Source organism: Ignavibacteriota bacterium (genome assembly GCA_016716225.1).
Classification (GTDB): domain Bacteria; phylum Bacteroidota; class Ignavibacteria; order Ignavibacteriales; family Melioribacteraceae.
On the sequence record JADJWT010000001.1, the window covers coordinates 2385725 to 2405662 of the forward strand.

At 28.1% G+C, this 19938-nt stretch carries 17 protein-coding genes and 1 other RNA gene; 15 read left to right on the forward strand and 3 right to left on the reverse strand.

The window, feature by feature from the left end:
* Window positions 1-88: 88 nt before the first annotated feature.
* Window positions 89-1771, forward strand: coding sequence for an energy-dependent translational throttle protein EttA (gene ettA / locus IPM32_10590; protein ID MBK8945700.1), 1683 nt, complete (start codon window positions 89-91; stop codon window positions 1769-1771).
* Between the two features lie 117 nt (window positions 1772-1888).
* On the opposite strand, the gene IPM32_10595 is transcribed toward ettA, so the two are convergent.
* Window positions 1889-2554: an alpha/beta hydrolase gene (locus IPM32_10595; GenBank protein MBK8945701.1), complete on the reverse strand. Its 666-nt coding sequence runs from the start codon at window positions 2552-2554 to the stop codon at window positions 1889-1891.
* Window positions 2555-2556: 2 nt separating this feature from the next.
* Window positions 2557-4173 carry a bacillithiol biosynthesis cysteine-adding enzyme BshC gene (gene bshC / locus IPM32_10600; GenBank protein MBK8945702.1) on the reverse strand — a complete coding sequence of 539 codons (1617 nt, stop codon included), beginning with the start codon at window positions 4171-4173 and terminating at the stop codon, window positions 2557-2559.
* A 221-nt stretch (window positions 4174-4394) separates the two neighbouring features.
* Here bshC and IPM32_10605 point away from each other — a divergent pair, with 221 nt between their 5' ends.
* The 14 genes from IPM32_10605 (at window position 4395) to ffs (ending at window position 18053) form a co-directional block, all read left to right on the forward strand.
* Window positions 4395-5327, forward strand: coding sequence for a flippase-like domain-containing protein (locus tag IPM32_10605; protein ID MBK8945703.1), 933 nt, complete (start codon window positions 4395-4397; stop codon window positions 5325-5327).
* Window positions 5324-6454 carry a glycosyltransferase gene (locus IPM32_10610; protein ID MBK8945704.1) on the forward strand — a complete coding sequence of 377 codons (1131 nt, stop codon included), beginning with the start codon at window positions 5324-5326 and terminating at the stop codon, window positions 6452-6454. The genes IPM32_10605 and IPM32_10610 overlap by 4 nt, the downstream gene beginning before the upstream one ends.
* The gene (locus tag IPM32_10615; GenBank protein MBK8945705.1) at window positions 6427-7095 is read left to right on the forward strand and encodes a polysaccharide deacetylase family protein; all 669 of its coding nucleotides are present in this window, start codon (window positions 6427-6429) and stop codon (window positions 7093-7095) included. Before IPM32_10610 ends, IPM32_10615 begins: the two co-directional genes overlap by 28 nt.
* On the forward strand, window positions 7074-8165 hold the full coding sequence (locus IPM32_10620) for a glycosyltransferase (GenBank protein ID MBK8945706.1): 1092 nt from the start codon (window positions 7074-7076) through the stop codon (window positions 8163-8165). The genes IPM32_10615 and IPM32_10620 overlap by 22 nt, the downstream gene beginning before the upstream one ends.
* Window positions 8165-9145 carry a radical SAM protein gene (locus tag IPM32_10625; GenBank protein ID MBK8945707.1) on the forward strand — a complete coding sequence of 327 codons (981 nt, stop codon included), beginning with the start codon at window positions 8165-8167 and terminating at the stop codon, window positions 9143-9145. Before IPM32_10620 ends, IPM32_10625 begins: the two co-directional genes overlap by 1 nt.
* Before the next feature lie 5 nt (window positions 9146-9150).
* Window positions 9151-10038, forward strand: a complete 888-nt coding sequence (locus IPM32_10630) for a DUF1207 domain-containing protein (GenBank protein MBK8945708.1) — start codon at window positions 9151-9153, stop codon at window positions 10036-10038.
* A 123-nt stretch (window positions 10039-10161) separates the two neighbouring features.
* Window positions 10162-11016 carry a site-2 protease family protein gene (locus IPM32_10635; protein MBK8945709.1) on the forward strand — a complete coding sequence of 285 codons (855 nt, stop codon included), beginning with the start codon at window positions 10162-10164 and terminating at the stop codon, window positions 11014-11016.
* A 198-nt stretch (window positions 11017-11214) separates the two neighbouring features.
* Window positions 11215-12009, forward strand: a complete 795-nt coding sequence (locus tag IPM32_10640) for a hypothetical protein (protein MBK8945710.1) — start codon at window positions 11215-11217, stop codon at window positions 12007-12009.
* Window positions 12010-12011: 2 nt separating this feature from the next.
* Window positions 12012-13577, forward strand: a complete 1566-nt coding sequence (locus IPM32_10645; protein ID MBK8945711.1) for a hypothetical protein — start codon at window positions 12012-12014, stop codon at window positions 13575-13577.
* A 41-nt stretch (window positions 13578-13618) separates the two neighbouring features.
* The gene (locus IPM32_10650; GenBank protein MBK8945712.1) at window positions 13619-14590 is read left to right on the forward strand and encodes a hypothetical protein; all 972 of its coding nucleotides are present in this window, start codon (window positions 13619-13621) and stop codon (window positions 14588-14590) included.
* Window positions 14591-14666: 76 nt separating this feature from the next.
* Window positions 14667-15566, forward strand: coding sequence for a PorV/PorQ family protein (locus tag IPM32_10655; protein MBK8945713.1), 900 nt, complete (start codon window positions 14667-14669; stop codon window positions 15564-15566).
* Between the two features lie 95 nt (window positions 15567-15661).
* Window positions 15662-16621 carry a GNAT family N-acetyltransferase gene (locus IPM32_10660; GenBank protein MBK8945714.1) on the forward strand — a complete coding sequence of 320 codons (960 nt, stop codon included), beginning with the start codon at window positions 15662-15664 and terminating at the stop codon, window positions 16619-16621.
* A gap of 8 nt (window positions 16622-16629) precedes the next feature.
* Window positions 16630-17748 (forward strand): glycosyltransferase, encoded by a 1119-nt coding sequence (locus IPM32_10665; GenBank protein MBK8945715.1) that lies wholly within the window; start codon window positions 16630-16632, stop codon window positions 17746-17748.
* 208 nt (window positions 17749-17956) lie between these two features.
* Window positions 17957-18053, forward strand: an RNA gene (gene ffs, locus IPM32_10670) — signal recognition particle sRNA small type.
* Between the two features lie 9 nt (window positions 18054-18062).
* Here the strand turns inward: ffs and IPM32_10675 are convergent.
* The gene (locus tag IPM32_10675) at window positions 18063-19907 is read right to left on the reverse strand and encodes an excinuclease ABC subunit C (protein MBK8945716.1); all 1845 of its coding nucleotides are present in this window, start codon (window positions 19905-19907) and stop codon (window positions 18063-18065) included.
* Window positions 19908-19938: the final 31 nt, after the last annotated feature.

Consider the following 19938-nt stretch of genomic DNA (forward strand, 5'->3'; position numbering starts at 1 on the left):
GTGTAAAAAACTTAAAATAAAATTAAGAGTAAGAATAAGGTTAAGAGTAAGAAAAATAAAAATCATAAAAAGTTTTTGCGGAGAATAAATGAGCGTTGATGATAAAAAAGTAATTTACTCAATGATTGGAGTGAGTAAATATTATGATAAAAAAGTTATACTTAAAAATATTTATCTTTCTTATTTCTACGGTGCTAAAATTGGAGTTCTTGGGCTAAACGGATCTGGTAAAAGTTCACTTCTAAAAATTCTTGCCGGGGTTGATAAAGAATTTAACGGAGAAACGGCTGTTTCTCCCGGTTATACAATTGGGTATTTGGAACAAGAACCACAACTTGATGAAACAAAAACCGTAAAACAAATTGTTGAAGAAGGAGTTCAAGAAATTGTAGATACTTTAAAACAGTATGATGATATTAATGCAAAATTTGCTGAAGAAATGACCGAAGATGAAATGACTGAATTGCTCGAAAAGCAAGGAAAAGTTCAAGATAAATTAGATTCTATGAATGCGTGGGATTTAGATTCGCGATTAGATATGGCGATGAATGCATTAGGTTGCCCTCCCGGAGAAACATCAATTAAAGTTCTTTCCGGCGGTGAAAAAAGAAGAGTTGCTTTATGCCGATTATTATTGAAGAAGCCCGATATTCTTCTTCTAGATGAACCGACAAACCATCTTGATGCCGAAACTGTGTTATGGCTTGAATCAGAATTAAATCGTTATCCCGGGACTGTAATTGCGGTAACTCACGATAGATATTTTCTCGATAATGTTGCCGGCTGGATTTTGGAATTGGATAGAGGCGAAGGAATTCCGTGGAAAGGAAATTATTCTTCTTGGCTTGAACAAAAACAAAATAGATTAAAACTTGAAGAGAAGAGAGAAACAGAGCGACAAAAAACTTTACAACGTGAATTAGATTGGATTAAAATGTCGCCGCGTGGAAGACAAGCAAAATCCAAAGCGAGAATTACTTCTTATGAAAATATGTTGAAGGATGAAAAAGAACAAACTCAGAAAGAATTGGAAATTTATATTCCAGCCGGACCAAGATTAGGGAATGTTGTAATTCAAGCAGAAAATGTTTCTAAAGCTTTTGGAGATAAATTACTTTTTGAAAATTTAAATTTTTCACTTCCACCTGGAGGAATAGTTGGTGTAATTGGTCCAAATGGTGCTGGAAAAACAACTTTATTTAGAATGATTATTGAACAAGAAAAAGCAGATTCGGGAAATTTTAAAATTGGCGAAACCGTTAAATTAGCATATGTTGATCAAAGCAGAGATGTTTTAAAAAGTGATAAATCAGTTTGGGAAATAATTTCCGAAGGCTCTGATATTATTAAATTGGGAAATAGGGAAATGAATTCTCGCGCTTATGTGGGGCAGTTTAATTTTACTGGAGGAGATCAACAAAAAAAAGTTGGAGTGCTTTCCGGAGGTGAAAGGAATAGAGTTCATCTTGCAAAAGTTTTAAAAGAAGGCGCAAACGTAATTTTATTGGATGAACCTACAAACGATTTAGATGTAAATACAATGCGTGCTTTGGAAGAAGGATTATTAAATTTTGCCGGCTGCTCAGTTGTTATTAGTCACGATAGATGGTTTTTAGATAGAATTTGTACGCACATATTAGCTTTCGAAGGAAACAGCCAAGTTGTTTGGTTTGAAGGAAACTTTTCTGATTATGAAGAGAACAAAAAAGAAAGATTGGGTTCTGCAGCTGATATTCCACAAAGAATAAAATATAAAAAGTTGGTTAGATAATTTTTTGAAATAGAATTTTTTATCTAAAACTGTCATTCCGAATTTATTTCGGAATCTTTGATCAAAAGTTTAGTAAGATGCTGAAATAAATTCAGCATGACAAAAAATAAGATTTTATTAATTTAATATTTTCTCATTTATCAATTCATTTAAAATTTTACTTATATCTTCTGCTTTAGAATTTATCATAAAATGACTTCCATCAATTACCTTAATTGGATTTGAAATTAATTTTATAGGAAATGTTTTATCATTTGTTCCATGAATATGAATTAAATTTGTGTGAATTATTTTTTCACTTTCCCAATTAACAATTTTATCAAAAGCCCATCTAAAATAATTATCAGAGCAGTTATTTAACATATTAATAAAAAGTGATTTACCTTTATCTGAATTATATCCAAATAGATTTGCCCATAATGGGAAAGTTTTTAGAACTAATTTTTTATTAAACAATTTATAAATTGGTAAGTGCTTAAATATCAATAAAGAAAAGGGTTTTTCCTTGCTTAGTTTTATGCTTGAAATAATTATTACTTTTTCAACATTAATTACTTTAGAAATTTCTTGAACAACAATTCCACCAAAAGAATGGCCAATCAAAATTAATTTTCTATCGGAAATATTTATAAATTTAGAAAATCTAATTATATAATTTTTTAAACTTTCATTTTTCTCAGGTTCGAGCCAATTTAAATAAATAATATTATCAGAATTTAATTTTAGATTTTCAAATAATCTCTGATCAAAACACATTCCGGGAATTAGATAGATATCATACATTTTTAGAGTTCAAGAATCTGATGTTTAAATTCATGAATATCTAATTCATTGTATAGCCAATCGAAAAAATCAAATCCATATTTATTAATGAAATTTAAAATTCCCAATTCTCTTTCTTGGAGATTATCATTTGGGAAAATGTTATTCTTTGCTTTTTTAATTTGTCTAATTGTAGAATCAAATTTAGTTTCTTGCAATTTCAAAGATTTTGATTTAAGTATTTCCAATTGATGTAATATTTTTTCCGAAGAATTTTTTGTAGAATCTGCTAGAGTTTTATCAATAGATTCAAGCACATTAGATAATTGCATTAACTCATTTTCAATATTCTTGGAAGTAGTGTTAAAAATTTGTTCAACACTATTATCAGAAATGTTATTTAGAATTTCATCTTTTAATATTTGGAAATCACCAAAAAATTGCTGAGAACTTAAATTATATTTTATTAGGATTTTTGCAATTGTACTTTCTATTATAGTTGCTGAAGTTCGTGGAAATATGAACGGATGTTGAATATCAAAATATTTGTATAGTGGAATTGCTTGTGCATAGTAATTAATTTCTGCTGGACCGGCGATATAAAATCCGGTTGGAAATAAAAAATCCTCACAAATCGGTCGAAGTAATACGTTCGGACTAAAACATTCCGGTTTTTCATCAAGTAAATTTAATATTTCATCGAATGTAATTTTTTTTCTTTTCCCTTTTAGTCTAAAATCTTCATCAGCGGGTTCAATTAAATGTCGTCCGGTTTCATCTGAGATAAACAAATTTATTGGCTTTACTTTTACTTGGGAATGGTAATTTTCATCCAAATCAACGCTTGTTAATAAAATGTCCTTAGTATGAGTTTTAAAATTCAAAAGTTCCTTTTTAAAGATTGGAACAAGTAATTTCTTTACCGAATTATCTTGCGGATTAAATATTATTAATCCGGTTTCATCAAAAATTTTGTAAGTAAATTTGAAAAAAGATTCTGCAATTGTAATATCTGATTTTAAGATTTCATTTATAAAATCTTTTACTTCATTTGTAAATTCAGTTTCTCTTAAAGAAGCAAAGATTTTGTTTTTAAAATCTTTAATGGAATTTGTGAATTTAAGTGAGCCAACGCTTCCTTTATTTTCAACATTTAAAATTTCATCATTATAAAAAAAAGTTTCAATTTCATTTTCACTATTCAACAAGTTTAAATTTGAAATTTCTTCAAAATCATGGTCATCACCAGCCATCCAAAAAATTGGAATGAAATTGTAACTGGTGAATTTTTCATTCAAATATTCACTCAATTTAATTGCAGTAAAAATTTTATAAATTGTATAAAGTGGTCCACCAACTAAACCAAGCTGTTGACCGGTAAAAACGGCTATTGTATTTTCTTTTTTGAGCAATTCAATATTTGATTTTGTTTTTTCTGAAGGTGTAGAAAAACCATATTGTTTTTTAATAATTTCAGAAAGTTCATTACCATTTTTGTTGGTTATTTTGCTGAAAATATTTTCGTACGAATTCTCATCTTTAAAATTTATATTATAATAATTTCTTACTTTCTCAAAATTATTTATGTAATCTTTAAACAGTTCACTCATTCCCGGAACTTGATTAAAATCAATTTGCATTTTTTCTCCAATTATAAACTTTACGTTTACAAAAATAAGAATCTTAATAATTGTTTACATGTAATAAATTTTTCGCTTTCATAATTCAAAATCAATACTCATCCAAAAATTGATTATCTTTATTTTTGAAGGTCTTTTAACTAACTTTAATTCAAAATTTATTAGTTATCTTTGGTTATAAATACATTTAGTATTTTAGATAAAATTCCCCAAAATCATCAATGATTAAAAATAAAATAAAACTTTTTACCAAAATAATAATTGCAATTCTATTATTAGTCTATTTGGTTCAATATGTTAATTATGATGCAATAATTTTTGCGATTAAAAAATCCGATAAATTAATTTTGGCATTTGTTTTCATACTTAGTTTTTTGAATATATATATGCAATTTTTAAAATGGGAAGTTGTTTGCAATTCACTTTTGAAAATTAAAGATAAAAATAAAATTTTACTTTCTTTGTTTTACGGTTTTAGCGGCGGAATTGCTACACCAATAAGAATTGGGGAATATGTTGGTCGTAAATTAGCTTTTGAAAACATTGGATTAATGAAAGTTACAATTGCTACAATAATTGAAAAATTTACTTCTTTAATTTTTGTGTTAGTTTTTGGATCAATTTCAACAATATTATTTTTGAATAAATATTACTCATTTAAGTTTGCTGCCATAGCTTTTTTAATTTTTGTAGTTTCCATCATTTCGATTTATTACTTTATAATCGGTGTAAGAAAATCAACCGGAATTGTAAATTATCTTAAGGAAAAGTTTACTTTTTTCAAAAATCTTATTGTTGAATTAAAATATGTAAAAGAGTTAGGTAAAGTTAATTTACGCAAGTTAATTTTCTATTCAATATTCTTTTATTTTCTCTACATATTTCAATATGCATTATTAGTTGTAGCTTTTAACAACGGTGGAAATTTAATATACTCATTTTGGGCTGGCACTATAGTAATGTTTGTAAAAAGCGTTTTATCGTTTATTTCTTTTGCCGATTTAGGAATTAGGGAAAGTTCTTCAATTTTGGTTTTATCAAAAATGAGTTTCTCAAAAGCTGTTGGATTTAATTCCGCAATATTTTTATTTCTATTTAATCTTTTAATTCCATCAATTATTGGTTTAATATTACTTATTAAAAAAAATAAATGATTATTCTGTTTATCATATTTGCATTTCTCGGATTTTATTATCTAATCTTTCTAATAAAAATTGTTGAAGGAATTAAGATTGTTAAAAGTGAGAATTCGGAAATTAAAAATGATGAATTTGTAAGTGTAATAATTCCATTTAGAAATGAAGAAAAAAATATTTTTAAAAGTTTACTAAGTATAGAATCACAATCAATTCCCCAAAATCAGTATGAAATTATTTATGTTGATGACAATTCCGATGATAATTCTTTTGAGATATTACAAAGTTCGGTCACATCACAAAATGTAAAAATTATTAAATCCAATTCAAGTTTAACAAATCGCGCACACAAAAAACTAGCACTTAATCAAGCAATTGAAATTGCAAAAGGTGAAATTATTATTACCACAGATGCTGATTGTATTCATGGTAAAAATTGGTTAGAAATAATGAAAAATAAATTCGATTCTGAAACTGGATTTGTTTCCGGTCCGGTTGAATTTATCGAAGACGAAAATTTATTTTCGAAATTACAAAGATTAGAATTCTCAAGTTTGATTATTGTTGGCGCAGCTTTAATTGGAATTAAAGAGCCGATAATTTGCAATGCTGCAAATTTAGGATTTAGAAAATCCGTTTTTAAAATGGTTAACGGTTATGATGATAATTTAAATCTTTCTTCCGGAGATGATGAATTTTTAATGCAAAAAATTTCATCCAATACAAATTTTAAAATAAAATTTTGTTATGATAAAAATGCAATATCATTTACAAATCCAAATTCATCAATAAAGGAATTTATAAATCAGCGTAAACGTTGGGCAAGTAAAAGTTTTTATTATGTCAAAAAATCAATAACAATAAAATTGGCAATTATATATTTGTTCTATTTCAGTTTTTTAGCTCAATTTTTACTTGGATTATTTTTTAATAAATTATTCTTCGTGAGTCTTATCTTCAGTTTTATTTTTAAATTAATTTCAGAAAACTATATCATGCGGCAAGAATCGGTCGATTTGTTTAAGAAAGTAAATATGAAATTATTTTTCGTTGCAGAAATTTTACATATTCCTTATATAATATTTGCCGGAATTTCCGGATTATTCGGCAACTACGAATGGAAAGGAAGAAAAATAAAAAGATGAAATGGAAATATAATCCGCCAAGTTTACTAAAAAATATTTTCTCAGATTTTCAATGGGAATCTTATATTAGTAAAATACTTTTAACTTTTGATGATGGACCAAATCCAAATACAACAGAAATTATTTTAAAGGAATTGCAAAAAAATAATATTAAATCAATATTTTTCTGTGTCGGTGATAATCTTCAGAAATATAATTCATTGGCTTCAGACATTTTAGCTGAAGGACATGAAATTGGAAATCATACTTTAAAACATCAGAAAATTTCAAAATTAAACTCTTCGGAAATTCATTCTTCAATAAAATCAGTGCAAAATTTTGCTTGGGAAAAATTAAATTATAGAATAAAATATTTTCGCCCGCCTTATGGAAGATTTGATTTTCGAACAAAAAAAATTCTTAATTCATTTCAACTCAGAAATGTACTTTGGTCATTGCTTACATTTGATTACAAAAATGAAATAAATATTGTTAAATTTGCCGTACAAAATTATTTAACTCAAAACTCAATAATAGTTTTGCACGATAGCAATAAATCAAAAGATATAATTTTAGATACGATAAAAATTATTGTGGAAGAATCGGTAAATAAAAATTATCAAATTGGAAAACCTTCTGAATGTTTGAGACACTTTTCATAATTGCAGTTTCACTTTATTTCATTCAAGCAATTTTAATTTCAATTGGTGCAAAAAAGCAATTCACACAAATTAATGATGAAAAATTGCCAAACTGTTCTGTAATTGTTGCAGCAAGAAATGAAGAAAACAATATTCTGGAATGTTTGCAATCGTTGGATAAATTAATTTATCCTAAAGAAAAATTGGAAATAATTATTGTCGATGATTATTCTGATGATCAAACAAAAAATATTATTGAAAATTTTATTGCGGATAAACCGGTTTTTAAACTCATTCAACCAATAAAAAATTTTGGTGAAACAAAAGGAAAAGCCCACGCAATTGCAAATGCTATAGAAATTTCAAAAGGTGAAATTATTTTCACAACTGATGCTGATTGTGTTGTAAATCAAAATTGGGTAAAAACTTTAGCAAGCTATTATACAGATAATGTTGGAATGGTTTGTGGTTATACAAATCAAAAAGCAGAAAATATTTTTGAAGCAGTTCAAGATGTTGACTTTATTTATTTGTTAATTGTTGCTGCTGGTTCAATAAATATTTGGAAACCAATTTCTGCAATTGGAAATAATATGTCATACAGAAAATCTGCATATTTGGAAGTCGGTGGATATGAAAAAATTCCATTTTCTGTAACAGAAGATTTTCAATTATTAATGGCAATTTATGATCATAAAAAATATAAAATAATTTATCCGCTTGATGCCGGAGGATTAGTTACGTCAAAACCGTGTGCAGATACCAAAACTTTATTTCGACAGAAAAAGAGATGGGCAGTGGGTGGATTAAATGTAAGGCTTGATGGAGCTTTTGTAATTGGAACAGCAATAACTACAATGTTGATGTCGCTTTTAATTCCTTTATTTTATTCTTCAACATTAATTTATCTTTTGGTATTCAAAATACTAACAGATTATTTTATGATTTCAAATGTATATAAAAGCTTAAAACTCAAATTAAAAATTGTGAATTTTATTGCTTTTGAAATTTATGTTCCAATTTATTTTTTAATTACCGGAGTAAATTTATTTTTTAGCAGAAAAGTGATGTGGAAAGGTAGGGAATTTTAATGCTGCTTTTGTGTAACTATTATGTTACTTATAGATGCAATGCTTTCTGCGAGTTTTGTCATTTTGCGGAACATGGCAAATTTAAAAACACACCTCATGCAAATATTGAAGATTTTAAAAATAATATTTCGCAACTTTATGAATTAGGTGTAAAATTTATTGATCTAACCGGCGGCGAACCTTTGCTTAATAAAGATATTGCAGAAATGGTTACGCTTGCAAAAAGTTATAAAATGCAAACCAGCATTACTACAAATACATTATTATATAAGAAATTTGCAGAATCTCTTGCTGGAAAAGTAAATTTGCTTCATTTTTCTTTGGATTCACCAGATGAAGATGAACATAACAAAATTAGAAAAATAGATTGCTACAATTCTGTTTTGAAAAGTGTTGAAATTGCAAAAAGTATTGGTGAATTTCCGGATATACTTTTTACTGTTACGAATGATACTTACAAAAAACTTCCGCAAATGCATGAGTTAGCTGCCAAAAGAGATTTAGTTTTATTGGTTAATCCAGTGTTTTCATATTTTGGAAATCCGGGCTTATCAAATGAAGCAATGGATTTTATTGATGAGTATGTTGATGGCAAATTGGATATCTATATAAATCCATCTTTTTTAACATTGCGCAGAAATGGTGGAAATGATATTCAAAATCCTTTGTGCAAAGCAGTTTCAAGAGTAATTGTAATTTCGCCGTTTAACGAAATTATTCTTCCTTGCTATCATTTTGAAAGCGACAAAATTAAAATTGATAAACCAATTAAAGAAATTATGCAAAGTGAAAAGTATAAATACTTTTTTAAAATGGAAGGAAGATTTGAGTTTTGTCAAGGCTGTACAGTAAATTGCTATTTTGAACCATCGTTTGCATTCCCAACAAATTTATATGGATTGGCAAGTGTAACTTCCAAATTTAAATATGGTTACAACAAATTAGTTAAACAGAAAATTAAAAAGATTATCAAAAACTAAAATTCATGAAATATTATTCACACAATCACACTAATAAAATTTTAGAAAATTATTTATCAAGAAAAAATATTTTACTGATTTTTTTCATATTAAATATTTCTTTTAGTAAAAATTTTGCACAAGATAATTTGGAATTATTTCCTTCGAATTTATTAGTTCATCCATTTGTTGCAAATACTTTAGAACCAAAATTGGGCTTTGAGTTTAAAACTGATAAAAACGAATTAAGTCTAAATGTTGGAAATTCTTTAGATATTCTTCATTACAGTATTGATGAGAAAAATAAAATTTCTATTGGTGCAGATTTATTCACATATACTTTGTTAAGAAGTCAAAATGATTTTCATTTTCCGGTTGATGCAGTTGATTATTTATTCGGTGTAAATTTTGGCTATAAAAAAATATTTAATAAAAATGAATTTGGCACAAGATTAAGATTAAGTCACATTAGCGCACATTTTGTCGATGGCCATTTTGATAAAGATTTGAATCAATGGAGAGATAATAGAAATCCAAAAGTTTATAGTAGAGAATTTTTTGAACTTATTCCTTTTATTAGAATTAGCGCTTTAAGAATTTATTTTGGACTTACATACATTTATAAAACCGATCCGAAAAATATTGGTCAAGATCAATATCAAATAGGATTTGATTATTTTATATCAGATTTAATTTCTGAAAATTTAACTCCATATTTTGCATATGATTTTCGTTTAATAAATATTTACAGTTACACTGGAAACAATTCTTTAGAAACCGGATTAAAATTTGGGCAACAATCTGGAAAAGGTTTAAAAATTTATTTAAGATATTTCAACGGATACAATATTCATGGTGAATATTTTGATATTAAAGAAAATTTCACTTCATTTGGTTTTAATCTAGATTTATAGTTTTAGGAAAAAATTTAATTGCAAAAAAATAAATTTTATCAAAATCCCATTTTTCATTTATTACTTTTTGTTATAACTTTTATTACAACTGTAATTGCCGGAACAGAATGGGTAACAGGAACCATGGGACCGTACGATTTAGAATCTTTGGCAATCGGGCTTCCATATTCACTTTCCGCATTATTCATTCTTGCAACTCATGAATTTGGGCATTATTTTGCTGCAAAATTTCACAAAGTAAAAGCAACACTTCCGTATTTTATTCCAATTCCGCCAATTCCGGAATTTTTTAATTTTGGAACAATGGGGGCAGTGATCAGAACTAAATCGGAAATTCCTACAAACAAAGCAATGTTTGATATTGGAGTTGCCGGACCAATTGCCGGATTTGTTGCATCAATAATTGTTTTGGTTTATGGATTTACACATCTTCCTTCGCAAGATTATATTCTTGCAATTCACCCCGATTATTTTTCACCGGATTATGGGAAAAATACAATCTCGTTAGAATTTGGAAACAGTTTGCTTTTTCTATTTTTAAAATCAGTTTTAACTTCCAGCAGTGATTTTATTCCTCCTATGACTGAAGTTTATCATTATCCATATTTGATGACGGGCTGGTTCGGACTTTTAATCACAGCAATGAATATGATTCCGGTTGGGCAATTAGATGGCGGTCATATTGTATTTAGTATGTTCGGACCAAAAATTCAAGAAGCTGTTGCTAGTATATCTATGATATTTTTAGTTGTATTTGGAATTTCCGGAATTATTGACGGATTTTTAGAATTAGGAATCGGTTTCGGCTGGACCGGCTGGATGTTTTGGGCAGTAATTCTTTTCTTCATAATAAAAGTTAAACATCCACCAGTTAGACATTTTGAAAAACTAGATTTGAAAAGAAGAATTTTAGGTTATTTCAGTTTGTTCATTTTATTAATTTCATTTTCACCATCACCATTTTATATAAGTTTCTAAAAGGCAATAAAAATTGTACTTGATAGTTTACAATCACTTATCTAAATTTTAATCTACAAAAATCAAAAGGTGACCATAGAAAAATTTGCTACTTTTTAATTAAATTTTCCCAACAAAAATAAGACAGTAAATTTTAATGTGGTTTCTAATCAATATTCTTCAAGCAATTACATCTTTTTTAATATGAAAATAAAATTGATGAAAATATTTTACATCGTTTCAATCGCAATATTTTTAAGTTGCGAAGAAATTCCTAACGATGTTATTGAAAAGGAAAATGCTGATTATTTTGTTGAATCTATTTCCTCGCCAGATGAATTTGCTTATTCCGCAACAAATACAAAATTGCAAAATTTTGTTTCAATAAATAAATCGCAATCAGTAAAATCGGTTTGGTTTATTTTATTTAATGAAGACGGAAGTGAAGAAATTACTGATAGAATTTTAATGAATACAAATAGTTCAAGTATTAAAAAAACATATTCGGGTGAAATTATATTTAGCGAAAGTATGCTTCCGGGAAATTATGAAATTGATTTTTATGTTGAAGATAATGTAAATCCGGCTGGTGAAAATATTAAGAAAATTGGCGTTAAAAAGTTTAAATATCTAAGCAGTGCAGAAAATCTTCCTCCGGTAATTTCTGATTTAAATATTCCTTCTTCAGTAGATAGAAATACAACATTTGTTTTTACTTTAAAAGTAAATGAACCAAATGGATTGAGCGATATTCAACAAGTATATTTTGAATTACTAAGACCGGATAGCTCTGTTGTTTTTGTTGATGCTAACAATACAATCACAAAATTTCCAATGTTTGATAATGGGGATGTTTCCGGTTCCGGTGATGAAGTTCGAGGTGATGGAATATATTCTCTAAAAAATAGTTTTGGGCAATCATCTCAAACCGGATTTTGGCATTTCAAATTTAATGCTGTTGATAAATCCGGATTAGTAAGTAATACAATTAATTTTTCACTAAAAGTAAATTAATTTTGAAAAAATATTTTATCACAATTTCGTTAATGTTTGCAGTAAGTTTGTTAGCACAAAAATTACCAAATAAATTTACTTTAGATAAATTAAATATGGCTAAGATTTTAGCAGACCCAACTCCAAGCGGAAACGCTGTGGAATATATTGATTTTATGGGAAATGATATTTGGGTTGCTACAACATTAGGTTTAGGTAAATCGACAGATGGTGGAGAAAGTTGGACAAATTATAAATTTGGTGAAGAAGGAATATCTGCTCTTGCAATAAATAATGATACTATTTGGTGCGCAACTTGGCACCCTCTTGAAAATTCCGATGATGTTGTTCCTGTTGGTTCCGGGCTTCACTATTCCGCTGACAAAGGAGAAACATGGATTGATATTCCTCAACCAGTTGATGCTGAGGATGATTCATCAATTGTATACGGAATTAATACTTTGCGTGCATTGCCAATTCCGGTTGAAGAAGGAAATTTTACAAGAAGTATTGCATTTACAAAAAATACAATTTGGATTGCATCTTTTTATGGCGGATTTAGAAAAAGTACAGATGTTGGAAAAACTTGGCAAAAAGTTGTTGTGCCGCCGGATTATCTTGATTCTATTAAACCAACCGATGTTTTAGATTTTACTGTTTCTCCATCTTCTGGAGCTTTAGGATTTGAAGATAATTTAAATCACAGATTTTTTTCACTCAAAACTTTGAATGATTCTACAATTTTAGTCGGGACGGCAAACGGAATTAACTTAAGTAACGATAATGGAATTAGCTGGAAGAAATTTAATCATACAAATCAAGAAAATTCTATAAGTGGAAATTTTGTATTAAAAATTGATTACGATTTTTCTAGAAATACAATTTGGGCTGCAACTTGGAAAGCTGAAGGAACAACAGAATATTATGGATTAAGTTCTTCATCAGATTTTGGTGAAAATTGGAATACATATTTGTCTGGTGAAAATATCCATGATATTGATTTTACATTTCAGACAAATGGTGCCGAGTCTGATGTAATTGTGGCAACAGATAATGGAGTTTTTCGTTCAAATGATTTTGGAAAAACTTGGATAAATATTCCGCAGATTCAAGATTCTGAAACAAATGTTTTATTGAACACAAATAAATTTAGAGCACTAAATTGCGTTCTTGATATTTCACAAAATAATAATATTTGGTTGGGTTCTGAAGCTGGAACGGCAAAACTCACTGAAACCGATGGAATATGGATGGGAACGTGGAAAGTTTTTCTTTCATCACCAAAAGTAAATTCGGGATCAGAAGCGATTGCTTTTCCGAATCCATTTAAACCAGATGAAGAACAAATTAATATAAAATATAATTTTGATGGCGAAAATCAAGAAGTTACAATTAGAATATTTGATTTTGGGATGAATTTAGTTAAAACTATTATTCAAAATGCAAATAGACCGGGAAGCAAAGATAATATTGATTATTGGAACGGACGCGATGAGAATAATGAAATAGTTCCAAACGGAGTTTATTTTTTCAGAATTGATATCGGGAAAAGTAAACAAACTTATGGTAAAATTATGGTATTGATGTAATGAAGAAAATGCGTAGAATATTTTTTGTCGCAATATTTGGAATGTTGATTTTAATTTCCTCTTCTATTTTTGCTCAACCGGAATTTTCTAAATTAAATAGTATGGCTGGAGCTTTTACCCGCATGGGTTTTGGTGCGCGCGGAATTTCAATGGGAAATTCCATCTCGGCTTTAGATGAAGGAAATTTAGTTTCATATTACAATCCGGCATTATCCGCATTTCAAGAAAAAAATTATTTTCAAAGTTCATATTCGTTCTTGTCATTAGATAGATCATTAAATTTTCTAAATTTTACAAGAAAAATTGAATTTGGGAAAAGTAAATCCGCTAATGGAAAACCTCGATCAATTGCCGGAATAAGTTTTGGAATAATCAATGCCGGCGTGAGCAATATCGATGGACGTGATAGTCAAGGTGAAAAGTTTAAAACTCTTTCAACATCAGAAAATCAATTCTTTCTAAATTTCTCAAACAGATTTTCAGAAAAATTTGCATTGGGTGTTGGACTCAAATTATTCTATTACAAACTTTACGAAGATATTACTTCATCGGGATTTGGATTTGATATTGGCGCTTTATATAAGTTTAATAAAAATCTAAATTTTGCATTTGTAATGACTGATATAAATACAAAATACAAATGGGATACAAGTGAGCTTTACGGAACCGAAGGAAATTCAACAATAAATAATTTCCCTTTTTTGATGAAAATATCTTCTGCATATAAATTCGATGATCCGAAATTAGTTGCAACAATTGAATTTGAACACAGTAATGCGGAAACAGATTTTGTAAGATTAGGTACAGAATATAATGTAATTGAAAATTTCTTTTTAAGAGGCGGAATTGATAGAATTAGTGTTTCCAATTTTGATATTCCGTTGAAACCAGCATTTGGATTTTCATATTCTAAAACGTTTAGTGAAATTTTAATTGGTGTAAATTATGCCTATTCCATTGAACCTTATGCATCTTATGATCATCATATAATTGGAATTGAAATTTTATTTTAAATTCTATTTTTGTGATCTTTGAGAATAACTTTGTGTCCTTTATGGTTAATTTTTTGAAGAATTATTTGAAAACAAAATGATAAAAAAAATATTTGCTTTAAATTTCATAATTGTCTTTTCAGTGTTTGCACAAAATGCAGGTGAAAGCGGATTATCTTTTTTAAAAATTGGACCAAGTGCAAAAACAATAGCCGTTTCTGATATTGGATTTTTAGACGGAAATGTTTCTTCGGTTTATTATAATCCGGCGGCAGTAAACCTAAATAATACTGCCAGCATTATGTTTTCACACCAAGCTTGGATTCAAGATTTATCATGTCAAGTTGTTGGTTCAAATTTTATTTTATGGGGAATTCCATTATCAATAAGTGCAAATACTACAAAGATAAAAGATTTTGAAGTAAGAACTCAACCATCAGAAAAACCGCAATCAACTTTTGATGTAAATTATTTTTACGGAAATTTATCATCCGGATTTGGTTTGACTGAAAATATTTACTTCGGCTTTTCAATCAAATATTTATACGAAAGTATTTTTACAGATGATGCGACTGGTTTTGGATATGATTTAGGTTTAATTTATGCAGATATTTTTGAAAATCTGAATTTTGGTTTATCAGTAAGAAATTTAGGAAATATGAATAATTTAAGATTTGAAAAAACTAAATTGCCATCAGATTTATTGTTAAATGCTACCTATAAATTTTCGGTTGAATCAGCTTCATTGGAAATTATTCCGGTTTTTGGAATTCAAAATTATTTCGATGCTGAAATTATACATATTCATTTCGGCTCGGAAATTGGGTACGATAAACAATTCTTTTTAAGATTAGGTTATGTAAATGGAATTGAATCTCGCAATATTTCTTTCGGTGCTGGAGTTTTCTATAATGGTTTTAATTTGGATTACGCATTTACTCCATTTAATTATAATATCGGAAATGCTAATACAATTTCCCTTCAATATGTTTTCTAAATATGTTTCAAAATATTAATTAGCTTTTTTTTAATTATGTGAAACATATTCTTATTTTGTATTTTTAACCACCGAACAACATACTTTTGGTAATTATGGAAATTATTGAATACGCACCCGAATGGAAAGAAAAGTGGGATGAGTTTGTTCTAAAATCAAGCAATGGAACAATGTTTCACATGCAGAAATTTTTTGATTATCACACTCCAGGAAAATTCAAATTCAATCATTTATTATTTGTTGAAAAGAATAAAATCAAAGCACTTCTTCCCGGAAGCTTAATTGATAAAACTCATTTTGAATCACCAATTGGAGCAAGTTACGGCTCAATTGTTATACCGGATATAACTTTTAAAGAAACGATGGAAATTGTTTCTGCACTTTTGGAATATTCAAAAAAAAATGGAATTAGTGAATTAACACTTACAGCAGCTCCAATGATTTACGAAACTTTTCCAAATCATAATCTAGATTTTGCAATGTTGTGGCAAGGTTTTAAATTTCAACTACATTATATTTCTAGTGCAATAAAACTAAATCCGAACATTGATATAATTTCTAGATTTACACAAACTACACGAAGAAATATTCGTCATTCAATTAAAGAAGGTGTGCGAGTTGAAGTAAATGAAAAATATGATGAATTCTATCCGATATTAATTGAAAACAAAGCAAGACATAACGTAAAGCCAACTCATTCTTATGAAGATTTGTTGAAATTAAAGCAACTTATGCCAGACAGACTTAAACTTTTCATGGTTTATCTAGATGAAGAACCGATCGCCGGTTCGTTAATGTTTTATGCAAATAAAAATGTTGCAATTTGTTTTTACAATATGCTGCGTTATGAATATGCCGAATACAAACCAATTCAGCGCGTAATGTTTGAAGTTGTAAAAGATGCAACAGAGCGCGGTTATAATTATGTTGATATTGGAGTTTCACAAGATACATCTGCTGAAAATCCGATGACTCCAAGTATAAGTTTAATTGATTTCAAAGAAAAATTTGATGCAAAATCAATTATGAGAAATACACTTCACATAAAATTATAGACATTCAAATGTCCTATAAAAAATCTGCAATAATTACTTTTCTCGGTAATGCAAATCAAGATTCGCGCGTTGTTAATTTGATTGAATCTTTATCGAATTTAAATTACATTGTTCAAACAATTTCATTTGATTGGAAATCTGAAAATTTCAAATCCCAACTTGGCAAAACGAATATTTATAAACTTGATAAATCGAAATCTAGTTTAAAATTTTACTTCTCATTTTTTTATTTACTGATAAAAGATCTATTAAAAAATAAATCAGATATATACTTTGCTGAGGATGTTTATACACTTCCTGTAACATATTTTTTTGCAAAATTTAATAAAGCAAAAATATTTTATAACAGCAGAGAAATTTATGCTCATTTAGCTGGATTAAGAAATAAAACAAATGTGCAAAACATTATTGCAAAAATTGAAAGTAAGTTTATTGGAAAAGTTGACAGTGTTTTTGTTACCGGAGAAATGGATAAAGAATTTCTTGAAGAAAAATATGAGTTAAAAAATATTCTTGTATTGAGAAATTTGCCAAAGTATAAAAATAATTTTGAAAAAGTTGATTTAAGAAAAAAGTTAGGAATTAATTTAGATCAGAAAATTTTGTTGTATCAAGGAGTAATTTTAGAAGGCAGAGGAATTTTAAAATTAATTCAATTATTGAACAAAATTGAAAATGTGCATTTTGTAATTGTTGGTGACGGAGAATTTAAATCAAAATTTGAAAATGAAACTATAAAATTAAATTTGCAAAAAAGAGTTCATTTTATTGGTTCTGTAAATCATAATGAACTTTTAAATTACACAGCTTCTGCGGATTTGGGAATTGCATTAATTGAAAATATTAGTCTAAGTTATTATTACGCACTACCAAATAAAATCTTCGAATATATTATGGCTGGTGTTCCAGTTTTGTGCAGCGATTTACCGCAAATGAAAAAAATTGTTGATGAATTTAATGTTGGTAAATACATAAATGTTGAAAATGATGATGAAATTATTTCTTCAATTAATGAACTTTTGACGAATGAAAATTTACTTTTACAACTTATTGAAAACTGTAAAAAATCTTCTAAAGAATTAAACTGGGAAAATGAATTTAAAAAAGTGATGAATGAATTGACATAGTTTCATTATTTTCTTAATCTTACTCGTAATCCTAATCTTACTCTTTTTTTCTTTTTCTAAAAATCATGCTTTTAATTTAACTTGTGACAATTATTTATATAATAAAAATGAGTAAGATTATGAGTAAGAATAAGAGAAATGAAAATCAATTAAGTATAGAAAAGAATTTTATCTAAAACAATAAATAATTATATTTACACCTCAATTTTGCCAAGCACATTTTAACAAGTTGATGCCCAACTCCGTGAGGTCCGGAAGGAAGCAGCGGTCAGTATTCAATTTGTGTAATTTGCTGCTTGGCTTTTTGTTTTAAATTATAATTCTTGATCGATGCTAGTTTCTTGATTTGAGTAAAATTCAGTAACTAACTTTGCTTTTGTTTTTCCAATTATTTTTGCTAATTCTTCTTCACTTGCTGATTTTATATGGTTTACACTATTGAAATTTTGTAGAAGTTTTTCTGCAACTTTCTCTCCAATTCCTTTTATCTCAGTTAATTCAGTTTGAAGAGTTCTATTATCTCTTCTTTGTCGGTGAAATGTTATTGCGAATCTATGAGCTTCATCTCGTAAATGCTGCAATAATTTTAAACTTGAAGAAGTTTTAGGAATTGATTGAGCTTCGGAAATTCCCGGGAAAAATACTTCTTCTAATCTTTTTGCCAAGCCAATAATATTATATTTTTTAATCTCAAGTTTATCTAAAATTTCCACCGCGCTTGAAAGCTGACCTTTACCACCATCAACCATAATTAAATCCGGAAGCTGTTCATTTTCTTCAATTAATTTTGAGTAGCGTCTTTCGATTACTTCTTGCATACTCGCAAAATCATTTGGACCTTCAACAGATTTAATAATGTATTTTCTGTACAAAGATTTTTTAGGTTTTCCATCAACAAATACAACCATGCTTGCAACGGTATCAGTTCCTTGAAGATTTGAAATATCGAAACATTCAATTTTTCTAGGAAGATCATTCAATCGCAAATCTCTTTTTAAGGAAGATAAAACATAAGGTAAATTTCCATCCTTTTTCATTTTCTGAAGCTGAATATCTTTCAGTTGCAAAATTGCATTTTGTTTACACATTGTTAAAAGCGATTTTGCTTCGCTCTGAATTTTAGGAATTACAAAATTTACTTTTTTATCAGATTTTGAGTTGAGCCAATCAAGTAATGTTTTATCGTCATCCGGTAAAATTTCAAGAATTATTATTTTTGGAATTTCAACATATTCGCCGTAATAAAATTTTATTGCTGAGCTGTAGATTTTTTCTAGTTCTTCATCTAATTCCACACTTAATTTTAATTGTCGTTTTCCGACTAACCTTCCGGAACGAATGTTCAAAATTGTGCAAGCAACATCTTTTGCTTCAATTGCCAAAGCAATAATATCTTTATCATCAAAATCATTTGTAACAATTTTTTGTCTTTCCGAATAAACATTTAACTGCTCAATTTTATCTCTAATTTCTGCCGCTTTTTCAAATTGTAATTTTGAACTAACTTCATTCATTTCTGATTTTAGTTCATCAATTAAATCCGAAGTTTTTCCCCTCAAAACTTTTACAACTTGATTAACCATTTTAGAATATAATTCTTCCGATACCAAACCTTCACAAGGTCCGTCACATTTTTTTATGTGATAATCCAAACAAACTTTTATCTTTTTTTGTTCAATAACATTTTGATCAATGAAATAAGAACAGCTTCTTATTTTGAATAATTTATTAATCATTCTCAAAGAATTTTTCATACTTTTTACTTCTGTGTAAGGACCAAAATATTTTGATCCGTCTTGAACAATATCTCTAGTTGGATAAACTTGAGGAAAAGGTTCTTTTGTAACTTTTATATAGGGATAAGATTTATCATCTTTTAAATTTACATTATAACGCGGTTTGTGTTTTTTGATTAAATTATTTTCGAGAACCAAGGCTTCAATTTCGTTTTCTGTCGCAATTATATCAAAATTCTCAACTTTGCTTACAAGCGCTTGGGTTTTGGGCGAATCAACTTTTGATCTAAAATATGATTGAACTCTGCTGCGTAAATTTATTGCTTTCCCGATATAAATTATTTTTCCTTCCGAATTAAAAAATTGGTAAACTCCAGGAAGTGAGGGAATTGCAGAAATTTTATTTTTTAATTCGGTATTCATATCATTGCAAAAAAAATGCGAATAATTTTTT

What these genes read in the sequence shown, in the direction of transcription:
- IPM32_10635 (MBK8945709.1), top strand. Translation starts at nt 10,162, where the DNA reads ATGGGACCGTACGATTTAGAATCTTTGGCAATCGGGCTTCCATATTCA.
- IPM32_10625 (MBK8945707.1), top strand. Translation starts at nt 8,165, where the DNA reads ATGCTGCTTTTGTGTAACTATTATGTTACTTATAGATGCAATGCTTTC.
- IPM32_10650 (MBK8945712.1), top strand. Translation starts at nt 13,619, where the DNA reads ATGTTGATTTTAATTTCCTCTTCTATTTTTGCTCAACCGGAATTTTCT.
- IPM32_10610 (MBK8945704.1), top strand. Translation starts at nt 5,324, where the DNA reads ATGATTATTCTGTTTATCATATTTGCATTTCTCGGATTTTATTATCTA.
- ettA (MBK8945700.1), top strand. Translation starts at nt 89, where the DNA reads ATGAGCGTTGATGATAAAAAAGTAATTTACTCAATGATTGGAGTGAGT.
- IPM32_10640 (MBK8945710.1), top strand. Translation starts at nt 11,215, where the DNA reads ATGAAAATATTTTACATCGTTTCAATCGCAATATTTTTAAGTTGCGAA.
- IPM32_10595 (MBK8945701.1), bottom strand. Translation starts at nt 2,554, where the DNA reads ATGTATGATATCTATCTAATTCCCGGAATGTGTTTTGATCAGAGATTA.
- IPM32_10665 (MBK8945715.1), top strand. Translation starts at nt 16,630, where the DNA reads ATGTCCTATAAAAAATCTGCAATAATTACTTTTCTCGGTAATGCAAAT.
- IPM32_10605 (MBK8945703.1), top strand. Translation starts at nt 4,395, where the DNA reads ATGATTAAAAATAAAATAAAACTTTTTACCAAAATAATAATTGCAATT.
- IPM32_10660 (MBK8945714.1), top strand. Translation starts at nt 15,662, where the DNA reads ATGGAAATTATTGAATACGCACCCGAATGGAAAGAAAAGTGGGATGAG.
- IPM32_10620 (MBK8945706.1), top strand. Translation starts at nt 7,074, where the DNA reads ATGTTTGAGACACTTTTCATAATTGCAGTTTCACTTTATTTCATTCAA.
- IPM32_10615 (MBK8945705.1), top strand. Translation starts at nt 6,427, where the DNA reads ATGGAAAGGAAGAAAAATAAAAAGATGAAATGGAAATATAATCCGCCA.
- IPM32_10630 (MBK8945708.1), top strand. Translation starts at nt 9,151, where the DNA reads ATGAAATATTATTCACACAATCACACTAATAAAATTTTAGAAAATTAT.
- bshC (MBK8945702.1), bottom strand. Translation starts at nt 4,173, where the DNA reads ATGCAAATTGATTTTAATCAAGTTCCGGGAATGAGTGAACTGTTTAAA.
- IPM32_10675 (MBK8945716.1), bottom strand. Translation starts at nt 19,907, where the DNA reads ATGAATACCGAATTAAAAAATAAAATTTCTGCAATTCCCTCACTTCCT.
- IPM32_10655 (MBK8945713.1), top strand. Translation starts at nt 14,667, where the DNA reads ATGATAAAAAAAATATTTGCTTTAAATTTCATAATTGTCTTTTCAGTG.